Annotated in this window: 17 protein-coding genes; 10 read left to right on the top strand and 7 right to left on the bottom strand. The window is 61.3% G+C overall.

Features of this window, described 5'->3' with window-relative positions:
• Positions 1-29 precede the first annotated feature (29 nt).
• Together ppnN and queF are read right to left on the bottom strand one after the other, a co-directional pair.
• Complete coding sequence (gene ppnN, locus PVE98_RS15650) at positions 30-1,391, bottom strand: nucleotide 5'-monophosphate nucleosidase PpnN (protein WP_033752821.1); 1,362 nt, start codon at positions 1,389-1,391, stop codon at positions 30-32.
• 169 nt (positions 1,392-1,560) lie between these two features.
• Positions 1,561-2,406 carry an NADPH-dependent 7-cyano-7-deazaguanine reductase QueF gene (gene queF / locus PVE98_RS15645; protein WP_096072646.1) on the bottom strand — a complete coding sequence of 282 codons (846 nt, stop codon included), beginning with the start codon at positions 2,404-2,406 and terminating at the stop codon, positions 1,561-1,563.
• A 65-nt stretch (positions 2,407-2,471) separates the two neighbouring features.
• Here queF and syd point away from each other — a divergent pair, with 65 nt between their 5' ends.
• The 4 genes from syd to PVE98_RS15625 all read left to right on the top strand — a co-directional run bounded on the left by syd (position 2,472) and on the right by PVE98_RS15625 (position 5,165).
• The gene (gene syd / locus PVE98_RS15640; protein WP_033752819.1) at positions 2,472-3,035 is read left to right on the top strand and encodes a SecY-interacting protein; all 564 of its coding nucleotides are present in this window, start codon (positions 2,472-2,474) and stop codon (positions 3,033-3,035) included.
• Positions 3,036-3,607: 572 nt separating this feature from the next.
• Positions 3,608-3,931 carry a YqcC family protein gene (locus PVE98_RS15635; protein WP_096072648.1) on the top strand — a complete coding sequence of 108 codons (324 nt, stop codon included), beginning with the start codon at positions 3,608-3,610 and terminating at the stop codon, positions 3,929-3,931.
• On the top strand, positions 3,931-4,707 hold the full coding sequence (gene truC / locus PVE98_RS15630; RefSeq protein ID WP_096072649.1) for a tRNA pseudouridine(65) synthase TruC: 777 nt from the start codon (positions 3,931-3,933) through the stop codon (positions 4,705-4,707). The genes PVE98_RS15635 and truC overlap by 1 nt, the downstream gene beginning before the upstream one ends.
• Positions 4,708-4,718: 11 nt before the next feature.
• Positions 4,719-5,165: a flavodoxin gene (locus PVE98_RS15625; protein WP_313620461.1), complete on the top strand. Its 447-nt coding sequence runs from the start codon at positions 4,719-4,721 to the stop codon at positions 5,163-5,165.
• A 38-nt stretch (positions 5,166-5,203) separates the two neighbouring features.
• Here the strand turns inward: PVE98_RS15625 and garD are convergent, their stop codons facing one another.
• Positions 5,204-6,763: a galactarate dehydratase gene (gene garD, locus PVE98_RS15620; protein WP_033752815.1), complete on the bottom strand. Its 1,560-nt coding sequence runs from the start codon at positions 6,761-6,763 to the stop codon at positions 5,204-5,206.
• A 574-nt stretch (positions 6,764-7,337) separates the two neighbouring features.
• Between garD and PVE98_RS15615 the strand changes: the two genes are divergently transcribed.
• The 6 genes from PVE98_RS15615 (at position 7,338) to PVE98_RS15590 (ending at position 14,324) form a co-directional block, all read left to right on the top strand.
• Positions 7,338-8,684 carry an MFS transporter gene (locus PVE98_RS15615; protein ID WP_033752814.1) on the top strand — a complete coding sequence of 449 codons (1,347 nt, stop codon included), beginning with the start codon at positions 7,338-7,340 and terminating at the stop codon, positions 8,682-8,684.
• Positions 8,685-8,693: 9 nt separating this feature from the next.
• Positions 8,694-10,040, top strand: a complete 1,347-nt coding sequence (locus PVE98_RS15610) for an enolase C-terminal domain-like protein (protein ID WP_096072650.1) — start codon at positions 8,694-8,696, stop codon at positions 10,038-10,040.
• A 10-nt stretch (positions 10,041-10,050) separates the two neighbouring features.
• The gene (gene gudD / locus PVE98_RS15605; protein WP_033752812.1) at positions 10,051-11,382 is read left to right on the top strand and encodes a glucarate dehydratase; all 1,332 of its coding nucleotides are present in this window, start codon (positions 10,051-10,053) and stop codon (positions 11,380-11,382) included.
• A gap of 44 nt (positions 11,383-11,426) precedes the next feature.
• Complete coding sequence (gene garL / locus PVE98_RS15600; RefSeq protein WP_033752898.1) at positions 11,427-12,197, top strand: 2-dehydro-3-deoxyglucarate aldolase; 771 nt, start codon at positions 11,427-11,429, stop codon at positions 12,195-12,197.
• Positions 12,198-12,216: 19 nt separating this feature from the next.
• Positions 12,217-13,101, top strand: coding sequence for a 2-hydroxy-3-oxopropionate reductase (garR, locus tag PVE98_RS15595; protein ID WP_033752811.1), 885 nt, complete (start codon positions 12,217-12,219; stop codon positions 13,099-13,101).
• Between the two features lie 80 nt (positions 13,102-13,181).
• Positions 13,182-14,324, top strand: coding sequence for a glycerate kinase (locus PVE98_RS15590; RefSeq protein ID WP_096072651.1), 1,143 nt, complete (start codon positions 13,182-13,184; stop codon positions 14,322-14,324).
• Positions 14,325-14,520: 196 nt separating this feature from the next.
• On the opposite strand, the gene PVE98_RS15585 is transcribed toward PVE98_RS15590, so the two are convergent.
• The 4 genes from PVE98_RS15585 to pepD all read right to left on the bottom strand — a co-directional run bounded on the left by PVE98_RS15585 (position 14,521) and on the right by pepD (position 19,830).
• Complete coding sequence (locus PVE98_RS15585) at positions 14,521-15,585, bottom strand: sugar ABC transporter substrate-binding protein (RefSeq protein ID WP_096072652.1); 1,065 nt, start codon at positions 15,583-15,585, stop codon at positions 14,521-14,523.
• Positions 15,586-15,609: 24 nt separating this feature from the next.
• A complete protein-coding gene (locus tag PVE98_RS15580) occupies positions 15,610-16,608 on the bottom strand; it encodes an ABC transporter permease (protein WP_096072653.1) in 999 nt (332 codons plus the stop codon).
• Positions 16,605-18,113: a sugar ABC transporter ATP-binding protein gene (locus tag PVE98_RS15575; protein WP_096072654.1), complete on the bottom strand. Its 1,509-nt coding sequence runs from the start codon at positions 18,111-18,113 to the stop codon at positions 16,605-16,607. Before PVE98_RS15575 ends, PVE98_RS15580 begins: the two co-directional genes overlap by 4 nt.
• Before the next feature lie 259 nt (positions 18,114-18,372).
• A complete protein-coding gene (gene pepD / locus PVE98_RS15570) occupies positions 18,373-19,830 on the bottom strand; it encodes a beta-Ala-His dipeptidase (RefSeq protein ID WP_096072655.1) in 1,458 nt (485 codons plus the stop codon).
• Between the last annotated feature and the right edge of the window lie 203 nt (positions 19,831-20,033).

Here is a 20,033-nt window from a genome sequence, read left to right as displayed (position 1 = left end):
CAGCCCGAGAGGACTGCCTTCCTTGCGGTTTATTTAATGATTTCGTAGCAGGGGATATAGGCGGTGCCCGGCAGCTTCATGCGGTGCTGAGCGACGAAGCCCTGCAGCAATTCATCCATGCGGCGCATAATGTCCGGCTCGCCGTGCAGCTTATAGGGCCCTTTTTCGCGGATTTCCCGTATGCCGATCTCTTTCACGTTCCCGGCGACAATGCCGGAGAAGGCGCGACGCAGATCCGCCGCCAGCTGCTCTGCCGGCTGGCTGGTGTAGAGATTGAGGTTGGCCATATTTTCATGGGTCGGCAGAAACGGCTTCTGCAGATCGGGCGAGATGCGAATCGACCAGTTGAAGCTGTAGGCGTCGCCGGTTTCGCGGCGATATTCCTTCACCTGCGGCATCGCTTTCTTCATCAGGCGCGCCACTTCAGCGGCGTCGTCGATAATGATCTTATAGTGACGACGGGCCGCTTCGCCCAGCGTGTTGACGATAAAATCGTCCAGCACGTGGAAGTAGTCGGCGCTTTCCTGCGGGCCGGTAAGGATCAGCGGTAGCACCTGCTCCTGGTTCTGCGGGTTCATCATAATGCCCAGCAGGTAGAGCAGCTCTTCCGCCGTACCCACGCCGCCCGGGAAAATAATGATGCCGTGCGCAATGCGCACAAAGGCTTCCAGGCGTTTTTCGATATCCGGCATGATGATGAGTTCGTTCACCAGCGGATTCGGCGGCTCGGCGGCGATAATCGACGGCTCGGTCAGGCCGATAAAGCGGCTGTCGCGGTAGCGCTGCTGCGCATGGCCTACCGCCGCGCCTTTCATCGGCGCCTCCATCACGCCCGGCCCGCAGCCGGTGCAGATATTCAGCTCGCGCAGGCCCAGCTGGGTGCCGACGTTGCGGCAGTACTGATACTCCACCGCGTTGATGGAGTGGCCGCCCCAGCAGACCACGGTATTCGGGTATTCCCCAATGTGCAGCGCGCGGGCGTTGCGCAGAATAGAGAAAACCTGGTTGGTGATATGCGCCGAATCATCCGGCGGCGCCTCTTCCATGCCGGCGATCGCCAGCTGGCCGTTAACAAACAGAATGTCGCGCAGCACGGCGAACAGGTTGGCCTGCAGCGAACGGATAATGCGTCCGTCGACAAACGCCTCTTCCGGCGGATTGATCAGTTCCAGCTTGACGCCGCGCTCGCGGCGCAGCACGTTGATGTCGAAATTTTCAAAGCGGGAAAGCAGTTCGTGGCTGCTGTCGGTCTGGCTGCCTGAATTCAGGACGGCAAGGGAGCAGTTGCGAAACAGCTGGTAAAGGTCGCTGCTCGCGGTGCGCTTGAGCATGTCCACTTCCAGCTGAGAGAGCAGATCCATCGAGCCAAGAGGGCTGATATGCGTAATCAAATGAACTCCGTTACACCCGCCTGGGTGACTAATGACACCGCCGTTGCGGTGGCGAAAATCCCTGGTCGGCGATCCTCCGATCGCCGCCTTCACCAGAGTGCCTTGTCGACCCTCAATGCTCAAGGGGAACGCAACCTCTGACGCGCAGGCTGCGAGAGGCTTCGCAAAGCTACTGACGCGCCAGACGGGAATATCCCGGCGTAAAAGGCACGTTGCTGCGCCACGGATTGATATCCAGGCCGCCGCGGCGCGTGTAGCGCGCATAGACGGTAAGCTGCTGCGGCTGGCAGAAGCGCAGCAGATCGTTAAAGATGCGCTCTACGCACTGCTCGTGAAACTCATTGTGCTGGCGGAAAGAGATGAGGTAGCGCAGCAGCGCTTCGCGGTCGATGCGCGGGCCTTTGTAGCGGATCATCACCGAACCCCAGTCGGGCTGATTGGTGATCAAACAGTTGGATTTCAGCAGATGGCTGACCAGCGTCTCTTCCACGACTTCGCCGCCCGCCGCACCGGCAAGGTAGTCGGCATTAAAGCTGTAGTCCGTGATGGCGATATCCTGCTCGTCGATGCAGTAACCGCTAAACTGACCGATGGGCTGGCCTTCGATTTCGCTCAGGCGGAACAGCGCGACGCTCACCTCGCCCTGCGCGCAGGCGCTGAGGTCGCGCTCCAGCGTCTGGCGCACGTCGCCCCAGTTGGCGAAGCGCGTCTGGTTAAAGCTGTTAAGGTAGAGCTTAAAGCTCTTCGACTCGATAAGATGTTCGCTGGTGGCGTTCAGCACCACTTCGCCCAGCGCCACCTGCGGCACGCCCTTGCTGTTAAGCCAGGAGAGTTCGTAAAGCGTCCAGATATCCGCGCCGGTAAAGGGCAGGGAATCGGGCGTCAGACCCAGCGGCGCGCGGTTCAGGCTGCGCGGTACCGCCTGCAGCAGTCTGGGCTCGTATTGATCGTGATAGGCTGTGGGTTTGCCCAGGGTCAGGTTGCTCAGCGCCTGATCCTTTTCATATAAAGACATAGCGGTTACCCGTGATACAAAACAAAGTGGATAAGTGTAACCCATCAGACGTGAGAAAAAGAGTAATGCAACAGACTGTGGATGCCCTGCGCGAATTTACCGCCCGTTACTGCGACGCCTGGCAACAGCGCACCGGCCACGCGCCCGCTAGCCAGGCGCTTTATGGCGTGCCGTCGCCCTGCATTATCGCCACCCAGGCTGATGAGGTATGGTGGCAGCCGCAGCCCTTTACCTTGCCCGCTACGCTGGAAGCGGTGGAGCGCGCGCTGGAGATCACGCTTCAGGAGGATATCGCCGCCTTTTACACCGCGCAGTTCGCGGGCGATATGACGGCGCGCTGTGCGCACCTTGAGCTGACGCTGCTGCAGGTCTGGAGCGAAGAGGATTTTTTGCGGCTGCAGGAGAATCTGATCGGGCATCTGATCATGAAGCGCCGCCTGAAACAGACGCCGACGCTGTTTATCGCCGCCACCGAATCGGAGCAGGAGATCGTCTCGATTTGCAACCTGACCGGCGAGGTGATTCTTGAACAGCCCGGTACCAAAAAACGCGAAATTCTGGCGGAAAATGCTCAGATATTTCTTAAGAATTTACAGGTGGTTATACCGGGCTTTGCAGATAATCGCTAGTTACCTTGTGAGATATCTCTTACATGTGCTGTGAGAGATTGGCATTTCTCTCAAGGGACATCCAGAAGTCTGCAATGTAAAAATATTGTGAATCATTGACTTAATGGCATTACTCCTAAATCTGGTCTATAAACAAATAATGTAACGCTGTTTAGTACCTTGTTTATTCAGCGGCCTCTGCCAGAATAGTCAGCAGTTGGCAGGAAGCCAGAGGATTGAAGATAGCGTCAGGATACGTCATGCCAGGAGGCGGGACCGTAACGGAGTTTACGTCACACGGAAGGCTTCAGGATGAAGCAGGATACTCAGGAGAGAGTCAGGGACACCTCCAGGAAGGAGAACGAGAGCCGTACATGATGCGCGGCGGGCCTGGAAGCCAAAGGAATTATCAGGACGATAAGCGCAGGATGGCGCACAGGAAAAGTTGTCACGGATGAGGCAGGGAGCATCAAAGTAGCGGGAAAGCTGCAAACGAACCGGGAGCACTGTTTTAACAGTGCTCCCTTTTTTTGCGCCCGCGTCCGGCGGTGGTATGCTTGCGGCCCGAATTTACCGCTCGCTGGAGGTGGCCTATGACCCCTTTACTGTTACAACGGCTGGAGCAGCTCGAAACGCTGCTGCGCGATCACCATCACTGGCAGGAAACGCCCCCGTCCGCCAGCGCGCTCGCCAGCAGCCAGCCTTTCTGTCTCGACACGCTGGAGCCGCTCGAATGGCTGCAGTGGGTTCTCATTCCGCGTATGCGGGCGCTTATCGCCGCGCAGCAGCCGCTGCCGCAAAATTTCGCTATCGCCCCCTATTTTGAAGTCGCGCTGACCGCCGCCACGCCGGGCCATGCGCCGATTCTGCACAGCCTGACCCAGCTCGACGCGCTGTTTATGGACGATCCCGCCTGATGCTGGAGATTATCTATCAGGATGAATGGCTGGTGGCGGTCAATAAACCCGCCGGCTGGCTGGTACATCGCAGCTGGCTGGATCGCAAAGAGAAGGTGGTGGTGATGCAGACCGTGCGCGACCAGATCGGCCAGCACGTCTTTACCGCGCATCGGCTCGACCGTCCGACCTCCGGCGTGCTGCTGATGGGCCTCTCCAGCGACGTCGGGCGCCTGCTGTCGCAGCAGTTCGAGCAGCATCAGATGCGTAAAACCTACCACGCGGTGACGCGCGGCTGGCTGCAGGAGAGCGGAACGCTCGACTATCCGCTGGTGGAAGAGCTGGACAAGATCGCCGATAAGTTCGCCACGGAAGCGCGCGCGCCGCAGCCTGCGGTGACCGACTATCAGGCGCTGGCCTGGGCGGAAATGCCGGTGGCGATTGGCCGCTATCCGAGCGCGCGCTACAGCCTGATGCAGCTCTCGCCGCGTACGGGCCGCAAGCATCAGCTGCGCCGCCATATGGCGCATCTGCGTCACCCGATTATCGGCGACACCACTCACGGCGATCTGCGGCAAAATCGCGGCGCGGCGCAGCATTTCGGCGCCGACCGCCTGATGCTGCACGCCAGCAGCCTGGCGCTGACGCACCCGGTGACCGGCGAACCGCTGGTGATCCGCGCCAGACTGGATGCGGTTTGGCACCGGCTGGCCTGCGAGTTCGGCTGGCAGGCAGCGTTCGCCGCCGCAGGGCTTGAGTTTGCCGCCGCGGCAGGCGAGGATAGCACCTCAGCTTAAGGAGCAGGCACATGGCGAAGATTGGCATTTTTGTAGGTACGGTATACGGCAACGCGCTGCTGGTGGCGGAAGAGGCGCAGCCGGTTTTACAGGCGCAAGGGCACGAGGTTGCGGTCTATGACGATCCGACGTTAGCGCAGTGGCAAAACTACAGCAGCGACGTCGCGCTGGTGATCACCTCGACCATCGGCCAAGGCAATTTCCCTGACAACATCGCCGCGCTTTATCACGACGTGAAAGATAAGCTGGGCTATCAGCCGACGCTACGTTACGGCGTCATCGCGCTCGGCGACAGCAGCTACGACCACTTTTGCGGTGCGGGCAAAACCTTTGACGCGCTGTTGCAGGAGCAGGGCGCGCAGCGCGTCGGCGAGGTACTGCTGGTAGACGCAACCGAAGATCCTGAGCCGGAGACGGTCACTTCGCCCTGGGTTGAGGCCTGGGGAAAACAGCTGTGAGTTAATCGCGCGCTGCCGCAGCGCAGCGCGCGCCCTTATCAGGTCACCGGCGCCGGATTGAACACCGCCAGCTGATTGCGAATGCCCCAGCGATCCGACCAGGTTTGCTGGCGGCCGCTGGCGATATCCAGAATCAGGTGGAAGAGTCGCCAGCCGACCTGCTCGATAGTCTCTTCGCCCGTGGCGATAGTGCCGGCGTTGATATCCATCAGGTCGTGCCAGCGATCGGCCAGCGCGTTGCGCGTCGCCATCTTGATCACCGGAATCGCCGCCAGGCCATAAGGCGTGCCGCGTCCGGTGGTAAAGACCTGCAGCGTAATGCCCGACGCCATCTGCTGAGTGCCGCAGACGAAATCGCTGGCGGGCGTGGCGGCGTAAATCAGCCCGCGCCGCGTCGGCCGCTGGCCTGGCGACAGTACTTCGACAATGGCGCTGCGGCCCGACTTGGCGATCGATCCCAGCGCTTTTTCCACCACGTTCGCCAGTCCGCCCTTTTTATTGCCGGGCGAAGGGTTGGCGCTGCGGTCGGTCTGGCCCTGATCGAGATAGTCGTCATACCACGCCATCTCTTCCAGCAGCCGCTTGCCCACCTCTTCATTAACGGCGCGCGGCGTCAGCAGATGAATAGCGTCGCGCACTTCGGTCACTTCGGAAAACATCACCGTCGCGCCGCAGCGCACCAGCAGATCGGAGGCGAAGCCCACGGCGGGATTGGCGGTCACGCCGGAAAAGGCGTCGCTGCCGCCGCACTGCGTGCCGACAATCAGCGCGGAGGCGGGGCAGGTTTCGCGCTGGCGGCGGTTGAGGCGCTCAAGGTGCCTTTTCGCCACGCTCAAGATCTCTTCCACCATCGCACCGAAGCCGATATGGCGCTCATCCTGCAACCGTACAATGTCGCTATCGTCCAGCGAGATCGCCTGTACGTCGCTGGTGCCGGTCAGCAGACGCTCGGGCTGCAGCTTCTCGCAGCCCAGGCTCACCACCATGATTTCGCCGCCGAAGTTGGCATTCAGCGCCAGGTTATGAATGGTGCGGATCGGCACTACCGCCGCCGGCGCGTTAATCGCCACGCCGCAGCCGTAAAGGTGATTCAGCGCCACGACGCCATCGACATTCGGGTAGTTCGGCAGCAGGTCGCGCTCGATAATCTGCACCACATAGTCCACCACGCCCGCCACGCAGTGCACGCTGGTGGTAATGCCGAGCAGGTTGCGCGTGCCGACGCTGCCGTCCGCGTTGCGGTAGCCTTCGAAGGTGTAGCCTTCCAGCGGCGGCAGCTCGGGCGGCACATTAGTCGCCAGCGGCAGGCTGGCGAGCGGCGGCGCTTCAGGCAGCGCCACCAGCGACTCGTCGATCCAGCCGCCTTGCGCGATATCGCGCAGCGCATAGCCGATCACTTCGCCATAGCGGAGGATGGGCGCGCCCTGCGGAATGGCAGCAAGCGCCACTTTATGCCCTTGCGGCACATGCTCCGTCAGCGTTAGCCCGTCGGGAAAGGTCGTGCCTGCCGGCAGTCCCTGGTTGTTGACCACGATAGCGACATTGTCATCTTCATGGACTTTGATATAAAGCGGCGGCTCATTGAGAATTCGGTTCATCGCTCACCTTCCAGTCATGCATACGCAAGTCATTAATAAAGTGCCTTCGCAGGCGAGAGCCTGCCTGCAGGCCAGGTCATCAGTCTGGCGCGCCGTACGTGGCGGCGCGTTATCGTTCTTCATGTCGCACATCGGATTTGCCAGCCTTAGTATATGAATGCGGGTTGCTCGCCGCATTGTGCAACTGTCCGGCATTTACACCCATTTCCGCTGCTTTTTGGTTCGCTTTTCCAAAATCAAGTGAAGAGTCTCACAAAGGCGCCGACCTTCGCTTAATTAATCGCCATTTCGGACGGGAAAAACCGGGTTCCGTGAAGCGCGCCGCAGTCGGCTGTGCAACTGCCAGACAATGCGTGCATTAGCGGCTTAATTGTCAGGCGTTCTTCCAGTGCCTCCGCCTTTTGTCATTCCTATACTGGCTTTCGTTATACGACGTTAGGTTATTCGTCACGACGCACTATCGGTTTGCCCCTATAAAAAATCGCCGTGTTTAACCCGACTTCTCTCTGATACCCAACGCGATGTGTATGCAGTCAGAGCGAATGTAGCGAACGCTATATTTCAGGAGTGCATCATGAATAGTTACAGCCAGACGGCGGAAGCGGTGCAGAAGCGCACCAACGCCCGCTACTGGATCGTGGTGATGTTGTTTATCGTCACCTCGTTCAATTACGGCGACCGCGCCACCATTTCCATCGCCGGTTCCGCCATGTCGAAAGATATCGGCCTCGACTCGGTCGGACTGGGCTACATCTTCTCGGCGTTCTCGTGGGCCTACGTTATCGGCCAGATCCCAGGCGGCTGGCTGCTGGACCGCTTTGGATCAAAACGCGTCTACTTCTGGAGTATCTTCCTCTGGTCGCTTTTTACTCTGCTGCAGGGCTTTGTCGATATCTTCAGCGGCTATGGCATTGTGGTTTCACTGTTTCTGCTGCGCTTTATGGTCGGTCTGGCAGAAGCGCCATCCTTCCCAGGTAACAGCCGTATCGTCGCGGCCTGGTTCCCGGCGCAGGAGCGCGGCACCGCGGTGGCGATTTTCAACTCCGCGCAATATTTCGCTACGGTAATTTTTGCGCCGATTATGGGCTGGCTGGTATCAGAAGTGGGCTGGGCGCATGTGTTCTGGTTTATGGGCGGTCTCGGCATCATCCTCAGCTTTATCTGGCTGAAAGTGATCCACGATCCCAACGACCATCCTGGCGTGAATAAAGCCGAGCTGGAGTATATGGAGCAGGGCGGCGCGTTGATCAATATGGATGCGAAAAAGGCGCAGCAGAAAGTGAGCTGGGATGAGAAGTGGTTCCAGATCAAGCAGCTGCTCTCCTCGCGCATGATGCTGGGCATCTATCTCGGCCAGTACTGCGTCAACGCGCTCACCTACTTCTTTATCACCTGGTTCCCGGTCTATCTGGTGCAGGCGCGCGGCATGTCGATTCTGAAAGCGGGGATGATCGCTTCGATTCCCGCGGTGTGCGGCTTTCTCGGCGGCGTGCTGGGCGGCGTCATCTCCGATTACCTGATGCGTAAAACCGGTTCGCTCAACATCGCGCGCAAAACGCCTATCGTGCTCGGCATGCTGCTCTCTATCAGCATGGTGATGTGCAACTACAGCGACACCGAATGGGTGGTGGTGTTCTTCATGGCGCTCGCCTTCTTCGGCAAAGGCATTGGCGCGCTGGGCTGGGCGGTGATGGCGGATACCGCGCCGAAAGAGATCAGCGGCCTGAGCGGCGGCCTGTTCAATATGTTCGGCAACTTTTCCGGCATCGTCACGCCTATCGCTATCGGCTACATCATCGCCACCAGCGGCTCGTTTGAAGGCGCGCTGATCTATGTCGGCATCCATGCGTTCGTCGCCGCGTTCAGCTTCCTGGTGATTGCGGGCGATATCAAACGTATCGAACTGAAACCGCGGACATAAGGAGGGAATATGTCTACGCAAAGCTCACCGGTGATTACCCGCATGCAGGTGATCCCGGTCGCCGGATACGACAGCATGCTGCTGAATATCGGCGGCGCGCATAACGCCTGCTTTACCCGCAATATCGTGGTGCTGACCGACAGCGCCGGACATACCGGTGTCGGCGAAGCGCCGGGCGGCGACACCATCTACCAGACGCTGGTCGAGGCGATCCCGCAGGTCGAAGGCCAGCAGGTGGCGCGCATGAACCGGCTGGTGCAGCAGGTGCACAAAGGCAACCAGTCGGCCGATTTCGACACCTTCGGCAAAGGCGCCTGGACCTTCGAGCTGCGCGTCAACGCGGTCGCCGCGCTGGAGGCGGCGCTGCTCGACCTGCTCGGCCAGTGCCTCGGTGTGCCGGTGGCGGAGCTGCTCGGTCCCGGCCAGCAGCGCGACGAGGTGACGGTGCTGGGCTATCTCTTCTATATCGGCGACCGCCGCAAAACCGATCTGCCCTACCAGAGCGGCGAGAACGGCGACCACGACTGGTATCGCCTGCGCCATCAGGAGGCGCTGACGCCCGACGCGGTGGTGCGTCTGGCGGAGGCGGCGCAGGACAAATATGGTTTTAAGGATTTCAAACTCAAAGGCGGCGTGCTGCCGGGCGAGCAGGAGATTGAATCCGCAGCGGCGCTGAAGCGGCGCTTTCCAGACGCGCGCATTACCGTCGATCCCAACGGCGCATGGACGCTGGACGAGGCGATCCGCCTCTGCAAAGGCATGGGCGAGGTGCTGACCTACGCGGAGGATCCGTGCGGCGCCGAGCAGGGCTATTCCGGCCGCGAGGTGATGGCGGAGTTCCGCCGCGCCACCGGGCTGCCGGTCGCCACCAATATGATCGCCACCAACTGGCGCGAGATGAACCACGCGGTGATGCTCAACGCGGTCGATATTCCGCTGGCCGATCCGCACTTCTGGACGCTGAGCGGCGCGGTGCGCGTGGCGCAGCTCTGCGACGAGTGGGGCCTCACCTGGGGCTGCCACTCCAATAACCACTTCGATATTTCGCTGGCGATGTTTACCCACGTCGGCGCAGCGGCGCCGGGCAATCCGACCGCGCTTGATACCCACTGGATCTGGCAGGAGGGCGACCAGCGCCTGACCAAACAGCCGCTACAGATCCGCAACGGCAAAATCGCCGTGCCCGATGCGCCGGGGCTCGGCGTCGAGCTGGACTGGGATCGGCTGCGCCAGGCCAACGACCTCTTTAAATCGCTGCCGGCGGGCGCGCGTAACGACGCCACCGCCATGCAGTATCTGATTCCCGGTTGGACGTTCGACCGCAAGCGCCCGGCATTCGGCCGCGCCACAGTGTAAGGAGCAGGAGATGAGTTCGACACCGAAAGTCACAGCGATGCAGGTTATTCCGGTAGCCGGATACGACAGCATGTTGCTCAACCTGAGCGGCGCGCACGCGCCTTTTTTCACCCGCAATATCGTGATTATCAAGGATAACGCGGGCCATACCGGCGTTGGCGAAATCCCCGGCGGCGAGAAAATCCGCCAGACGCTGGAAGATGCGGCGGCGCTGGTGATCGGCAAAACGGTGGGCGAGTACAAAAACGTACTCAGCCTGGTGCGCAGCACCTTCGCCGACCGCGATTCGTCGGGACGCGGCAGCCAGACCTTTGACCTGCGCACCACCATTCACGTGGTCACCGGCATCGAGGCGGCGCTGCTCGACCTGCTGGGTCAGCATCTGCAGGTCAACGTCGCTACGCTGCTGGGCGACGGACAGCAGCGCGACCGCGTTGAGATGCTCGGCTACCTGTTCTACATCGGCGACCGTAAAAAGACGGCGCTCCCCTACCAGAACCAGGAAGATGAGGCCTGCGACTGGTATCGCCTGCGCCACGAAGAGGCGCTGACGCCGGAAGCGGTGGTGCGGCTGGCCGAGGCGGCGTACGACAAGTACGGCTTCAACGACTTCAAGCTCAAGGGCGGCGTGCTGCGCGGCGGCGAAGAGGCGGAAGCGGTGACGGCGCTGGCGAAGCGCTTTCCAGAGGCACGCATTACGCTCGATCCCAACGGCGCCTGGTCGCTCAACGAGGCGATCCTGCTCGGCAAGCAGCTGAAAGGGGTGCTGGCCTATGCGGAAGATCCGTGCGGCGCCGAGCAGGGCTATTCCGGCCGCGAGGTGATGGCGGAGTTCCGCCGCGCCACCGGGCTGCCGACCGCCACCAATATGATCGCCACCGACTGGCGGCAGATGGGCCACACGCTGTCGCTGCAGTCGGTCGATATTCCGCTGGCCGATCCGCACTTCTGGACCATGCAGGGCTCGGTGCGCGTGGCGCAGATGTGCCACGACTTCGGCCTGACATGGGGCTCGCACTCCAACAACCATTTCGACGTCTCGCTGGCGATGTTCACCCACGTCGCGGCCGCCGCGCCAGGCGCTATCACCGCCATCGACACCCACTGGATCTGGCAGGAGGGCAACCAGCGCCTGACCAAAGAGCCGCTGCAGATCAAAGGCGGCATGGTGCAGGTGCCACAGAAGCCGGGGCTGGGCGTCGAGCTGGATATGGATCAGGTTATGCAGGCCAACGCGCTCTATCAAAAACATGGACTGGGCGCGCGCGACGATGCGCAGGCGATGCAGTTCCTCGTGCCGAACTGGACCTTCGACAATAAACGTCCCTGTCTGGTGCGCTAACTTTTAGCTCCCTGCGGGGAGCAGTTGTAACGGGAGAAGAGATGATGAGTAACACAGCCTGGCCGAATGCATTTCGCCGTCGTCTGCTGGCAGGAGAAACCCTGATCGGCAGCTGGTGCGCGCTGGCGAACCCTATTACCACCGAAGTGCTCGGCCTGGCCGGTTTCGACTGGCTGGTACTGGACGGCGAACATGCGCCCAACGACATTACCACCTTCGTGCCGCAGCTGATGGCGCTCAAAGGCAGCGTCAGCGCGCCGGTGGTGCGTCCGCCCTGCAACGAACCGGTGATCATCAAGCGCCTGCTGGATATCGGCTTCTACAACTTCCTGATCCCGTTTGTGGAAACGGAAGAGGAGGCGCTGCGCGCCGTGGCCTCGACCCGCTATCCGCCCGCTGGCATTCGCGGCGTCTCGGTGTCACACCGCAGCAATATGTACGGCACGCTGCCCGACTACAACGCCACGGTGAACGACAACATTACGGTGCTGGTGCAGATTGAAACCCAGCAGGCGGTCGACAATATCGACGCCATCGCTGCGGTAGAGGGCGTCGACGGCATCTTTGTCGGGCCGGGCGATCTTTCCGCCGCGCTCGGCTATCTCGGCCAGCCTGCGCACCCAGAGGTGCTCAAGGTGATTAAGCATGTCTTCGAACGCGCCAAAGCGGCGGGCAAGCCGAGCGGCATCCTCGCGCCGGTCGAAGCGGACGCGCGCCGCTATCTCGAATGGGGCGCCAGCTTCGTGGCGGTAGGCAGCGACTTAGGCGTCTTCCGCAACGCGACTCAGGCGCTGTGCGACAAATTTAAGAAGTAACTGACGAAGGGGAAAGGCAATGAAAATTGGATTTATCGGCCTCGGCATCATGGGCAAACCGATGAGTAAAAATCTGGTGAAAGCCGGTTATTCTCTGGTGGTGCGCGATAACAACGCCAGCAACGAAGCGGAACTGACCGCGCTGGGCGCTACCGTAGCGAAAACAGCGAAAGAGGTGGCCGAGCAAGTTGACGTGGTGATCACCATGGTGCCCAACTCGCCGCAGGTGAAAGAGGTTTGCTTGGGCGAAAACGGCATTATCGACGGCGCGAAGCCGGGCCTGATCGTCATCGATATGAGCTCTATCGCGCCGCTCGCCAGCCGCGAGGTGCATGACGCGCTGGCAGAGAAGGGCATCAAAATGCTCGACGCGCCGGTGAGCGGCGGCGAGCCGAAAGCGATCGAAGGCACGCTTTCCGTAATGGTGGGCGGCGATAAAGAGATCTTCGATCGCTGCTACGACATCATGAAGGCGATGGCGGGATCGGTGGTGCACACCGGCGATATCGGCGCGGGCAACGTCACCAAGCTGGCGAACCAGGTGATCGTGGCGCTCAATATCGCGGCGATGTCGGAAGCGCTGTCGCTGGCGACCAAGGCGGGCGTTAATCCCGAGCTGGTCTATCAGGCGATCCGCGGCGGACTGGCCGGCAGCACCGTGCTCGACGCCAAAGCGCCGATGGTGCTGGATCGCAACTTCAAGCCGGGCTTCCGCATCGACCTGCATATCAAGGATCTGGCCAACGCGCTCGATACCTCGCACGGCATCGGCGCCCATCTTCCGCTCACCGCCGCGGTGATGGAGATGATGCAGGCGCTGCGCAACGACGGCCAGGGCAACGCCGACCATAGCGCGCTCGCCTGCTATTATGAAAAATTAGCCAAAGTTGAGATAACCCGTTAATGCGTCGCGGCGGTCGGCGCGGCCGCCGCACTGCGCCATCGCGGATGATGAATCATCTATCAACAGCGCCTGGATTGCCTATGAAAATCGTAATCGCACCGGATTCATACAAAGAGAGTTTATCCGCCTCAGGCGTGGCAACCGCGATTGAAGCGGGCTTCCGCGAGATTTTTCCTGACGCCACTTACGTGAAGATACCGGTTGCCGACGGCGGCGAAGGCACGGTTGAGGCGATGGTGGCGGCCACGGCGGGGAGTATCGTCAACCTGCGCGTAACCGGACCGCTCGGCGCGCCGGTGGACGCCTTCTACGGCCTCTCCGGCGACGCAAGCACCGCCTTTATCGAAATGGCGGCCGCCAGCGGGCTGGAGTTGGTGCCCGCCGCGCAGCGCGATCCCCTGACCACCACTTCGTTCGGCACCGGCGAGCTGATCAAGAGCGCGCTGGATAAAGGCGTCGGGCATATCATTATCGGCATCGGCGGCAGCGCCACCAACGACGGCGGCGCGGGCATGATGCAGGCGCTGGGCGCGCGGCTGCTCGATGCGCAGCAGAACGAGATCGGCTTCGGCGGCGGCGCGCTGCCGGCACTGACAGAAATTGATATCAGCGGACTGGACGCGCGCGTGCGGCAGTGCCGTTTCGAAGTGGCGTGCGACGTGACTAATCCGCTGACCGGCCGCGACGGCGCGTCGGCTATCTTCGGTCCGCAGAAAGGCGCGACGCCGCAGCTGGTGGAGCAGCTGGACAGCGCGCTGGCGCACTATGCGGCGATTATTCAGCGCGATCTCGATATCGACGTGCTGCATATTCCGGGCGGCGGCGCGGCGGGCGGCATGGGCGCGGCGCTGCACGCCTTCTGCCAGGCGGATCTGCGACGCGGCATCGAAATCGTCACCGAGGCGCTCGGGCTGGCGGAGCAGGTCAAAGACGCTTCGCTGGTGATCACCGGCGAAGGGCGCATCGACAGCCAGAGCATCAACGGCAAGGTGCCGATTGGCGTGGCGCAGGTGGCGAAACGGTTTAATAAGCCGGTAATCGGCATTGCCGGCAGCCTGACGGCGGATGTCGGCGTGGTGCATCAGCACGGTCTGGACGCGGTATTCAGCGTGCTCTACAGCATTTGTACGCTGGAAGAGGCGCTGACGAACGCCGAAACCAATCTGCGACTGGCGGCGCGCAATATCGCCGCGACGCTGAAGGTCGGCGGCGTAATGCAATAGAGTAAAAAAGCGGCCATCAGACGGCTAACAAACTTAAAATGTGGATGACATGGATCGAAGAGCAAAGCGTCCCGCGCAAGGGACTGCGCGGGTCGAGCTGTCAGGGATGACGCTTTTTGCGTCTTTGCGATCGAGCCATGTCATCCACATCAGCGCTTTTTCAATAATCTCAAGCGGCCCTCAGGCCGCTTCTGTTTTACTTTTTGTATTTCGCTACCAGCGTCGCGAACCACGGCGCGACGAAATCGTTATTGCCGCCCCAGCCGGGGACGATCTTGTTCAGCGACGCCACGTTAATCGCGCCCTGCTGGCTGTTCAGCTGCTGCTGGGAGATCGAGGCGCCTTTGAAATCGTAGCTGGCGGGCGTGGCTTCGCCGGCGATCTTATTCGCCACCAGGCGCATATTCACCGCGCCGATGGTTTTCGGATCGACCGCCACGGTCTGCACCCAGGGGCTATTCTTCTCGCGCATCAGCTGCAGATCCTGGTTCGAGACGTCGATGCTGTAGAGCTTGATCTCGGTGCGGCCGTTCTCCTGCAGCGCCTTATAGGCCCCCTGGCTAAAGGCGTCCCACGCGCCCCAGATCGCGTCGATCTTACCTTTCGGATACTTCGCCAGAATCGCGCCGATCTTATTGGCGGTATCGCCTTGCACGTCGGAGGAGACCGCGCCGATCGACTCCAGCTGATGAATGCCCGGGTTCTCCTTTAACAGCTTCTCATACACCACCTGACGGCGCTCCATCGCCGGGAAACCGGCGACCCACAGCTTGACGATATTGGCCTTGCCGTTGAAATCCTGAATTAGCTGCCCGAGCGACGCCTGCGCCAGCGAGGCGTCATCCTGCGCGGTGACGGTCACGCCGGGGATCGGCGAATCGACCGGCGTGTCGAACACCGAGACTTTGATGCCGGCGTCGGCGACGCGCTTCACCAGATCGCTGGCGTAGGGCGCTTTGCCGTGCGACAGAATAATGCCGTCATACTTCTGGCTGATCGCCTGATTAACGAAGTCCTGGAAACGTGCGTCGTCGCCGTTGCTGAGAAAGGTGCTGACCTTAAAGCCGAGCTTGCGGCCCTCCTGAATGGCGCCGGCGACAAACTGCGTGGTGTTGTCGTCAGAGCCCAGGTTGCGGATCACCGCGATGCGCACCGGTCCTTCGTGGTTCGCAATGGGCGCCGGCACGGGTACGACGCTATCGGCAAAGGCGCTGGCAGCGAACAGGCTGACGGCCAGCAGAGAGAGCGTTATTTTTTTCATTGTCTTTTTCCTGGTTAATCAGCGCTAGCGGCGCTGAACGTAGGTCATCGCCAGTGCCAGAGCCAGCACCAGTCCTTTAATAATGTCCATGGCGTAATAGGGAACGGAGAGCATCACCAGCCCGTTTTGCAGCACGCCGAGCAGCACCGCGCCCACCAGCGTGCCGAGCGCGTTAGGCTTGCCGGCGCCCGCCAGCGACAGGCCGATCCAGGCGGCCGCTACGGCGTCCATCAGATAACCGCCGCCGGCGTTGACCTGCGACGAGCCGATGCGCGACGCCAGCAGAATGCCGCCCAGACCCGCCAGCAGCGAGGCGATCACATAGGCCAGCACGCGGTAGCGCGTGGTGCGAATGCCGGAGAGGCGCGCCGCTTCCGGGTTGCCGCCCAGCGCATACATGCGACGGCCGTGCGTGGTGAGCGACAGCGCCAGCTGCGCCGCTGCCGTCACCACCAGCATAATAATGACGATCACCGGCACCTGGCCGAGCAGGCCGAAGCCCGCCGGAATCGTCCCTTCCGCCATATCGCCGCTCGGCATCACCATGTTTTCCGTGATCGAACCGCCGAAGCTATAGGTCATCGCTACGCCCTGGATAATAAACAGCGTGGCGAGCGTCGCCAGCATATCGGGAATGCGCAAAATCACGATGAGAAAGGCGTTGAACAGGCCGATCAGCGTACAGAGCGCCAGGGTCAGCGCAATCGCCTCGACGCTGTTCATGCCATACCAGACGAACAGCGAGATCACCAGCGCGTTGGCCAGCGAGGCGGTGGAGCCGACCGAAAGATCGAAGCCGCCGACGGTCAGCGACACCGAGACGCCCACGGCGATCACCGTCACGATGGCAATGGAGCGCAGAATATTGATGATGTTATTGGGTTCCAGAAAACTGTCGGAGGCGATGCCGAAGCCCGCAATCAGCAGGGCGACCGTGATCAGCATGCCCCACTTATAGAGGAAGTCGAACAGTCGATGGCGCAGCGGCGTCGCCGCGGTCAGGGTAATCTCTTTGCTGCTCACGCAGGGGTTCCTCCAGTGGAATAAAGCAGAAGCGTCTCTTCGGTGGCCGCGCGCCCGTCCAGCTCGGCCACGATGCGCCCGTCCCAGAGCACGCAAATTCGGTCGCACAGCCCAACCAGCTCGGAAAATTCGCCGGAGGCGTAAATCACGCCTTTGCCTTCCTGAGCCAGACCGCTAATTAAGCGGAACAGTTCGGTTTTCGCCTTGATATCGACGCCTTTGGTCGGCTCATCGAAAATCAGCACGTCGGCGTGGCTGCGCAGCCACTTGCCGATGGCGATCTTCTGCTGGTTGCCGCCGGAGAGGCGGCGCAGCGGCTGCCCCGGACCAGTGGTGCGTACGTTCAGACGCTGGATCACCGCTTCCGCCCAGCGCCACGCCTGGCGATGGCCGAACAGGCTCCAGCGCGAAAAGCTGCTGTCGGCGCTGACGCTGAGATTCATCGCCACAGGCTCGTCGATAAAAATGCCCTCTTTGCGCCGCTCTTCCGGCACCAGCGCCATGCGCCGGCTCACCGAATCGTGCGGCGAGCGCGGCCGCCACGGCCTGCCGTGCAGTTCGCCGCGCGTTACGCGGCTTTTGCTGGCGCCGAACAGCGCTTTGCACAGCTCGGTTTTGCCCGCGCCCGCCAGCCCGGCGATGCCGAGGATCTCGCCCTGGTGCAGCCGCAGCGAAATATCCTGCAGCAGCCGATCGTCGTGCAGCCCCTCTACCGCCAGCAGCAGCAGCGGCTGCGCGCTGGCGGGACGGCGCGGCGGATAGATATCGGTCAGCTGATGGCCGAGCATCTTCTCGACGATCTGCTCGCCGCTCAGCGCCGCCATCGGGCCGCTCTCGATCAGGCGGCCGTCGCGCAGCACCGTCAGACGGTCGCAGATCGCCTTCAGTTCATGAATGCGGTGCGAGATAAACACCACGCCGATGCCGCTGTTTTGCAGGCGGCGCACCACGGCGAACAGCCGCTCGCTTTCGTGCTGGTCGAGCGGGGCGGTCGGTTCGTCGAGGATCAGAAAGCGGCAGTGGTGCGACAGCGCGCGCGCCAGCAAAATCTGCTGCTTCTCCGCCAGCGTGCAGCGCTCCACCAGTTGGTTTACGTCGATGTTCGCCTCGAGCTGCGCCAGCAGAGCGCGCGCCTGGCGGCGAATGGCGCGCCAGTGAAAGCCGTGTCCCGGCTCGGCCAGCCGATCCAGCAGGATGTTCTCCGCCACGCTGAGCTGAGGCACCAGGGCTACGTCCACCTCCTGCTGCACCAGATGTATGCCGAGTCGTTTCGCGTCGCGCGGGCTGCGTATCGATACCGGCGCGCCGTCCAGCCGGATTTCGCCGCTGTAGTGACTGTGCGCGCCGGCCAGTACCGCCATCAGCGTCGATTTACCCGCGCCGTTAGCGCCGGTCAGCGCATGCACCGAGTGGCCTTCCGCGACGAAATCCACCTGCGTCAGCGCGGCGAATCCGCCGAATGCGAGTGAGATATTGCGCATCTCAAGGCGGTTTAAGGCACTCATTAGCTGAAGCTCTCCTGTTACTGGCTGGCCGCAATTTTTTCCTGAAGTTTCAGGCGCGGCAACAGTCGAAAGCGCATAAGCTAGCACGAAATCTTATTAGCCATCCAGACATCTGGATAGTTTGGCGGCTAAAGCTGGCTCGCCCGATAACGCTGGTGTTTTACAACAGGAAAGGAAAGAGAAGTGGTGTTTTATGCTGGCGCGGCGCGCGGGCATAAAAAAACCAGGCCGAAGCCTGGTTTATCAAAACATGATGCGCTTACTTTGCTGGAATCGCATTCAGCAGGGTAGTGAGCAGTTTCCAGTAAAGGCCAACGCTCTCAATATGCACCTGCTCGTCCGGCGAGTGCGGACCGGTGATGGTCGGGCCGATAGAAACCATATCCATGTTCGGGTAAGGCTTCTTGAACAGGCCGCACTCGAGACCGGCGTGGATCACCTGAATGTTCGGCGTTTTGTCGAACAGCGCGATATAGGTCTGACGGGTCAGCGCCATAATCGGCGAGTTGGCGTCAGGCTGCCAGCCCGGATAGCCGCCTTTCGGTTTGGTCTGCGCGCCAGCCAGCTGGCCGAGGGAGGTCAGCATCTGCACTACGTAGTCGCGGCCGGTGTCGATCAGCGAACGGATCAGGCAGTTAATCTCCGCCTTATCGTGATCCATGGTGACCACGCCGACGTTCAGCGAGGTTTCCACCACGCCTTTCGCCACGTCGGAGTTGCGGATAACGCCGTTCGGCGTGCTATTCAGCAGGTTCAGGAAGCGGTCGCGGCTCTCTGCGCTCAGCGCCTCGCCCTGATGCGCCAGCGGCTCGGTAACGACGTTGATGTTCTTCTCTTTCACGCCGTGCTCGTTTTGCAGCGCCAGCAGGAAGTGCGCCGCGGCTGATTTCAGCGCGTCGACCTTATGGCTCTCGACCGCCAGCGTAGCGAAGGCTTCGCGCGGGATGGCGTTGCGCAGCGTGCCGCCGGTAAAGTCAATCAGACGCAGGTCGAGCTCGGCGGCGTGCGCGGCGAGGAAGCGCGCCAGCAGCTTGTTGGCGTTGCCGAGGCCCATATGGATATCTGCGCCGGAGTGGCCGCCGCGCAGCCCTTTCAGGGTCAGCTTCAGGGTGTCGAAATCAGCCGGAACCGCTTCGCGCGTCAGCGGAAGGGTAGTGATAAAGTCGATGCCGCCGGCGCAGCCCATATAGATCTCGCCTTCCTCTTCCGAGTCGGTGTTGATCAGGATCTCCGCCTGCAGCCAGTTCGGCTGCAGACCGAAGGCGCCGTCCATGCCGGTCTCTTCGGTCATGGTGAGCAGCACTTCCAGCGGGCCGTGGGTCAGGCTGCTGTCGGCCAGCACCGCCAGCGCGGACGCCATGCCGATGCCGTTGTCGGCGCCCAGCGTGGTGCCGCGCGCCTTCACCCATTCGCCATCAATATAGGGCTGAATCGGATCTTTGGTGAAGTCATGGGCAGTGTCGTTGTTTTTCTGCGGCACCATATCGAGGTGCGCCTGCAGCGCCACCGGCGTGCGGTTTTCCATCCCGGCGGTGGCCGGTTTGCGGATCAGGATATTGCCGACCGCGTCGCGCTCGACCCAAAAACCTTGCTCTTTCGCCCAGCCAACAATATAGGTGGCCAGCGCTTCTTCATGAAAAGAGGGGTGCGGAATGGAGCAGATTTTGGCGAAGATATCCCACAGCGGTTGGGGAGAAAGCTGAGACAATTCAGACACGACAGGTCTCCTGTGTCAGTGCGCCGGCCAGGCCGGTGCGCGCGAGTTTCCAGTGAATGGTCGCCGTCAGCGAATCTGACGTGATGGGGCTGAGAATATCACTGTTATCGCCGGGTGCGTACTCAGGCGCGCTAAAAAGCCGCAACCAGTGGTTCGGATGCTGGTTTTTAGCGCTGAGGATCCTTATAATCTCGCGCAACCTT

Source organism: Pantoea sp. GABEPS69 (assembly GCF_045780835.1).
Classification (GTDB): domain Bacteria; phylum Pseudomonadota; class Gammaproteobacteria; order Enterobacterales; family Enterobacteriaceae; genus Pantoea; species Pantoea septica.
The sequence above is the reverse complement of the archived record's forward strand: the minus strand, read 5'-3'. Positions and strand labels throughout refer to the sequence as shown.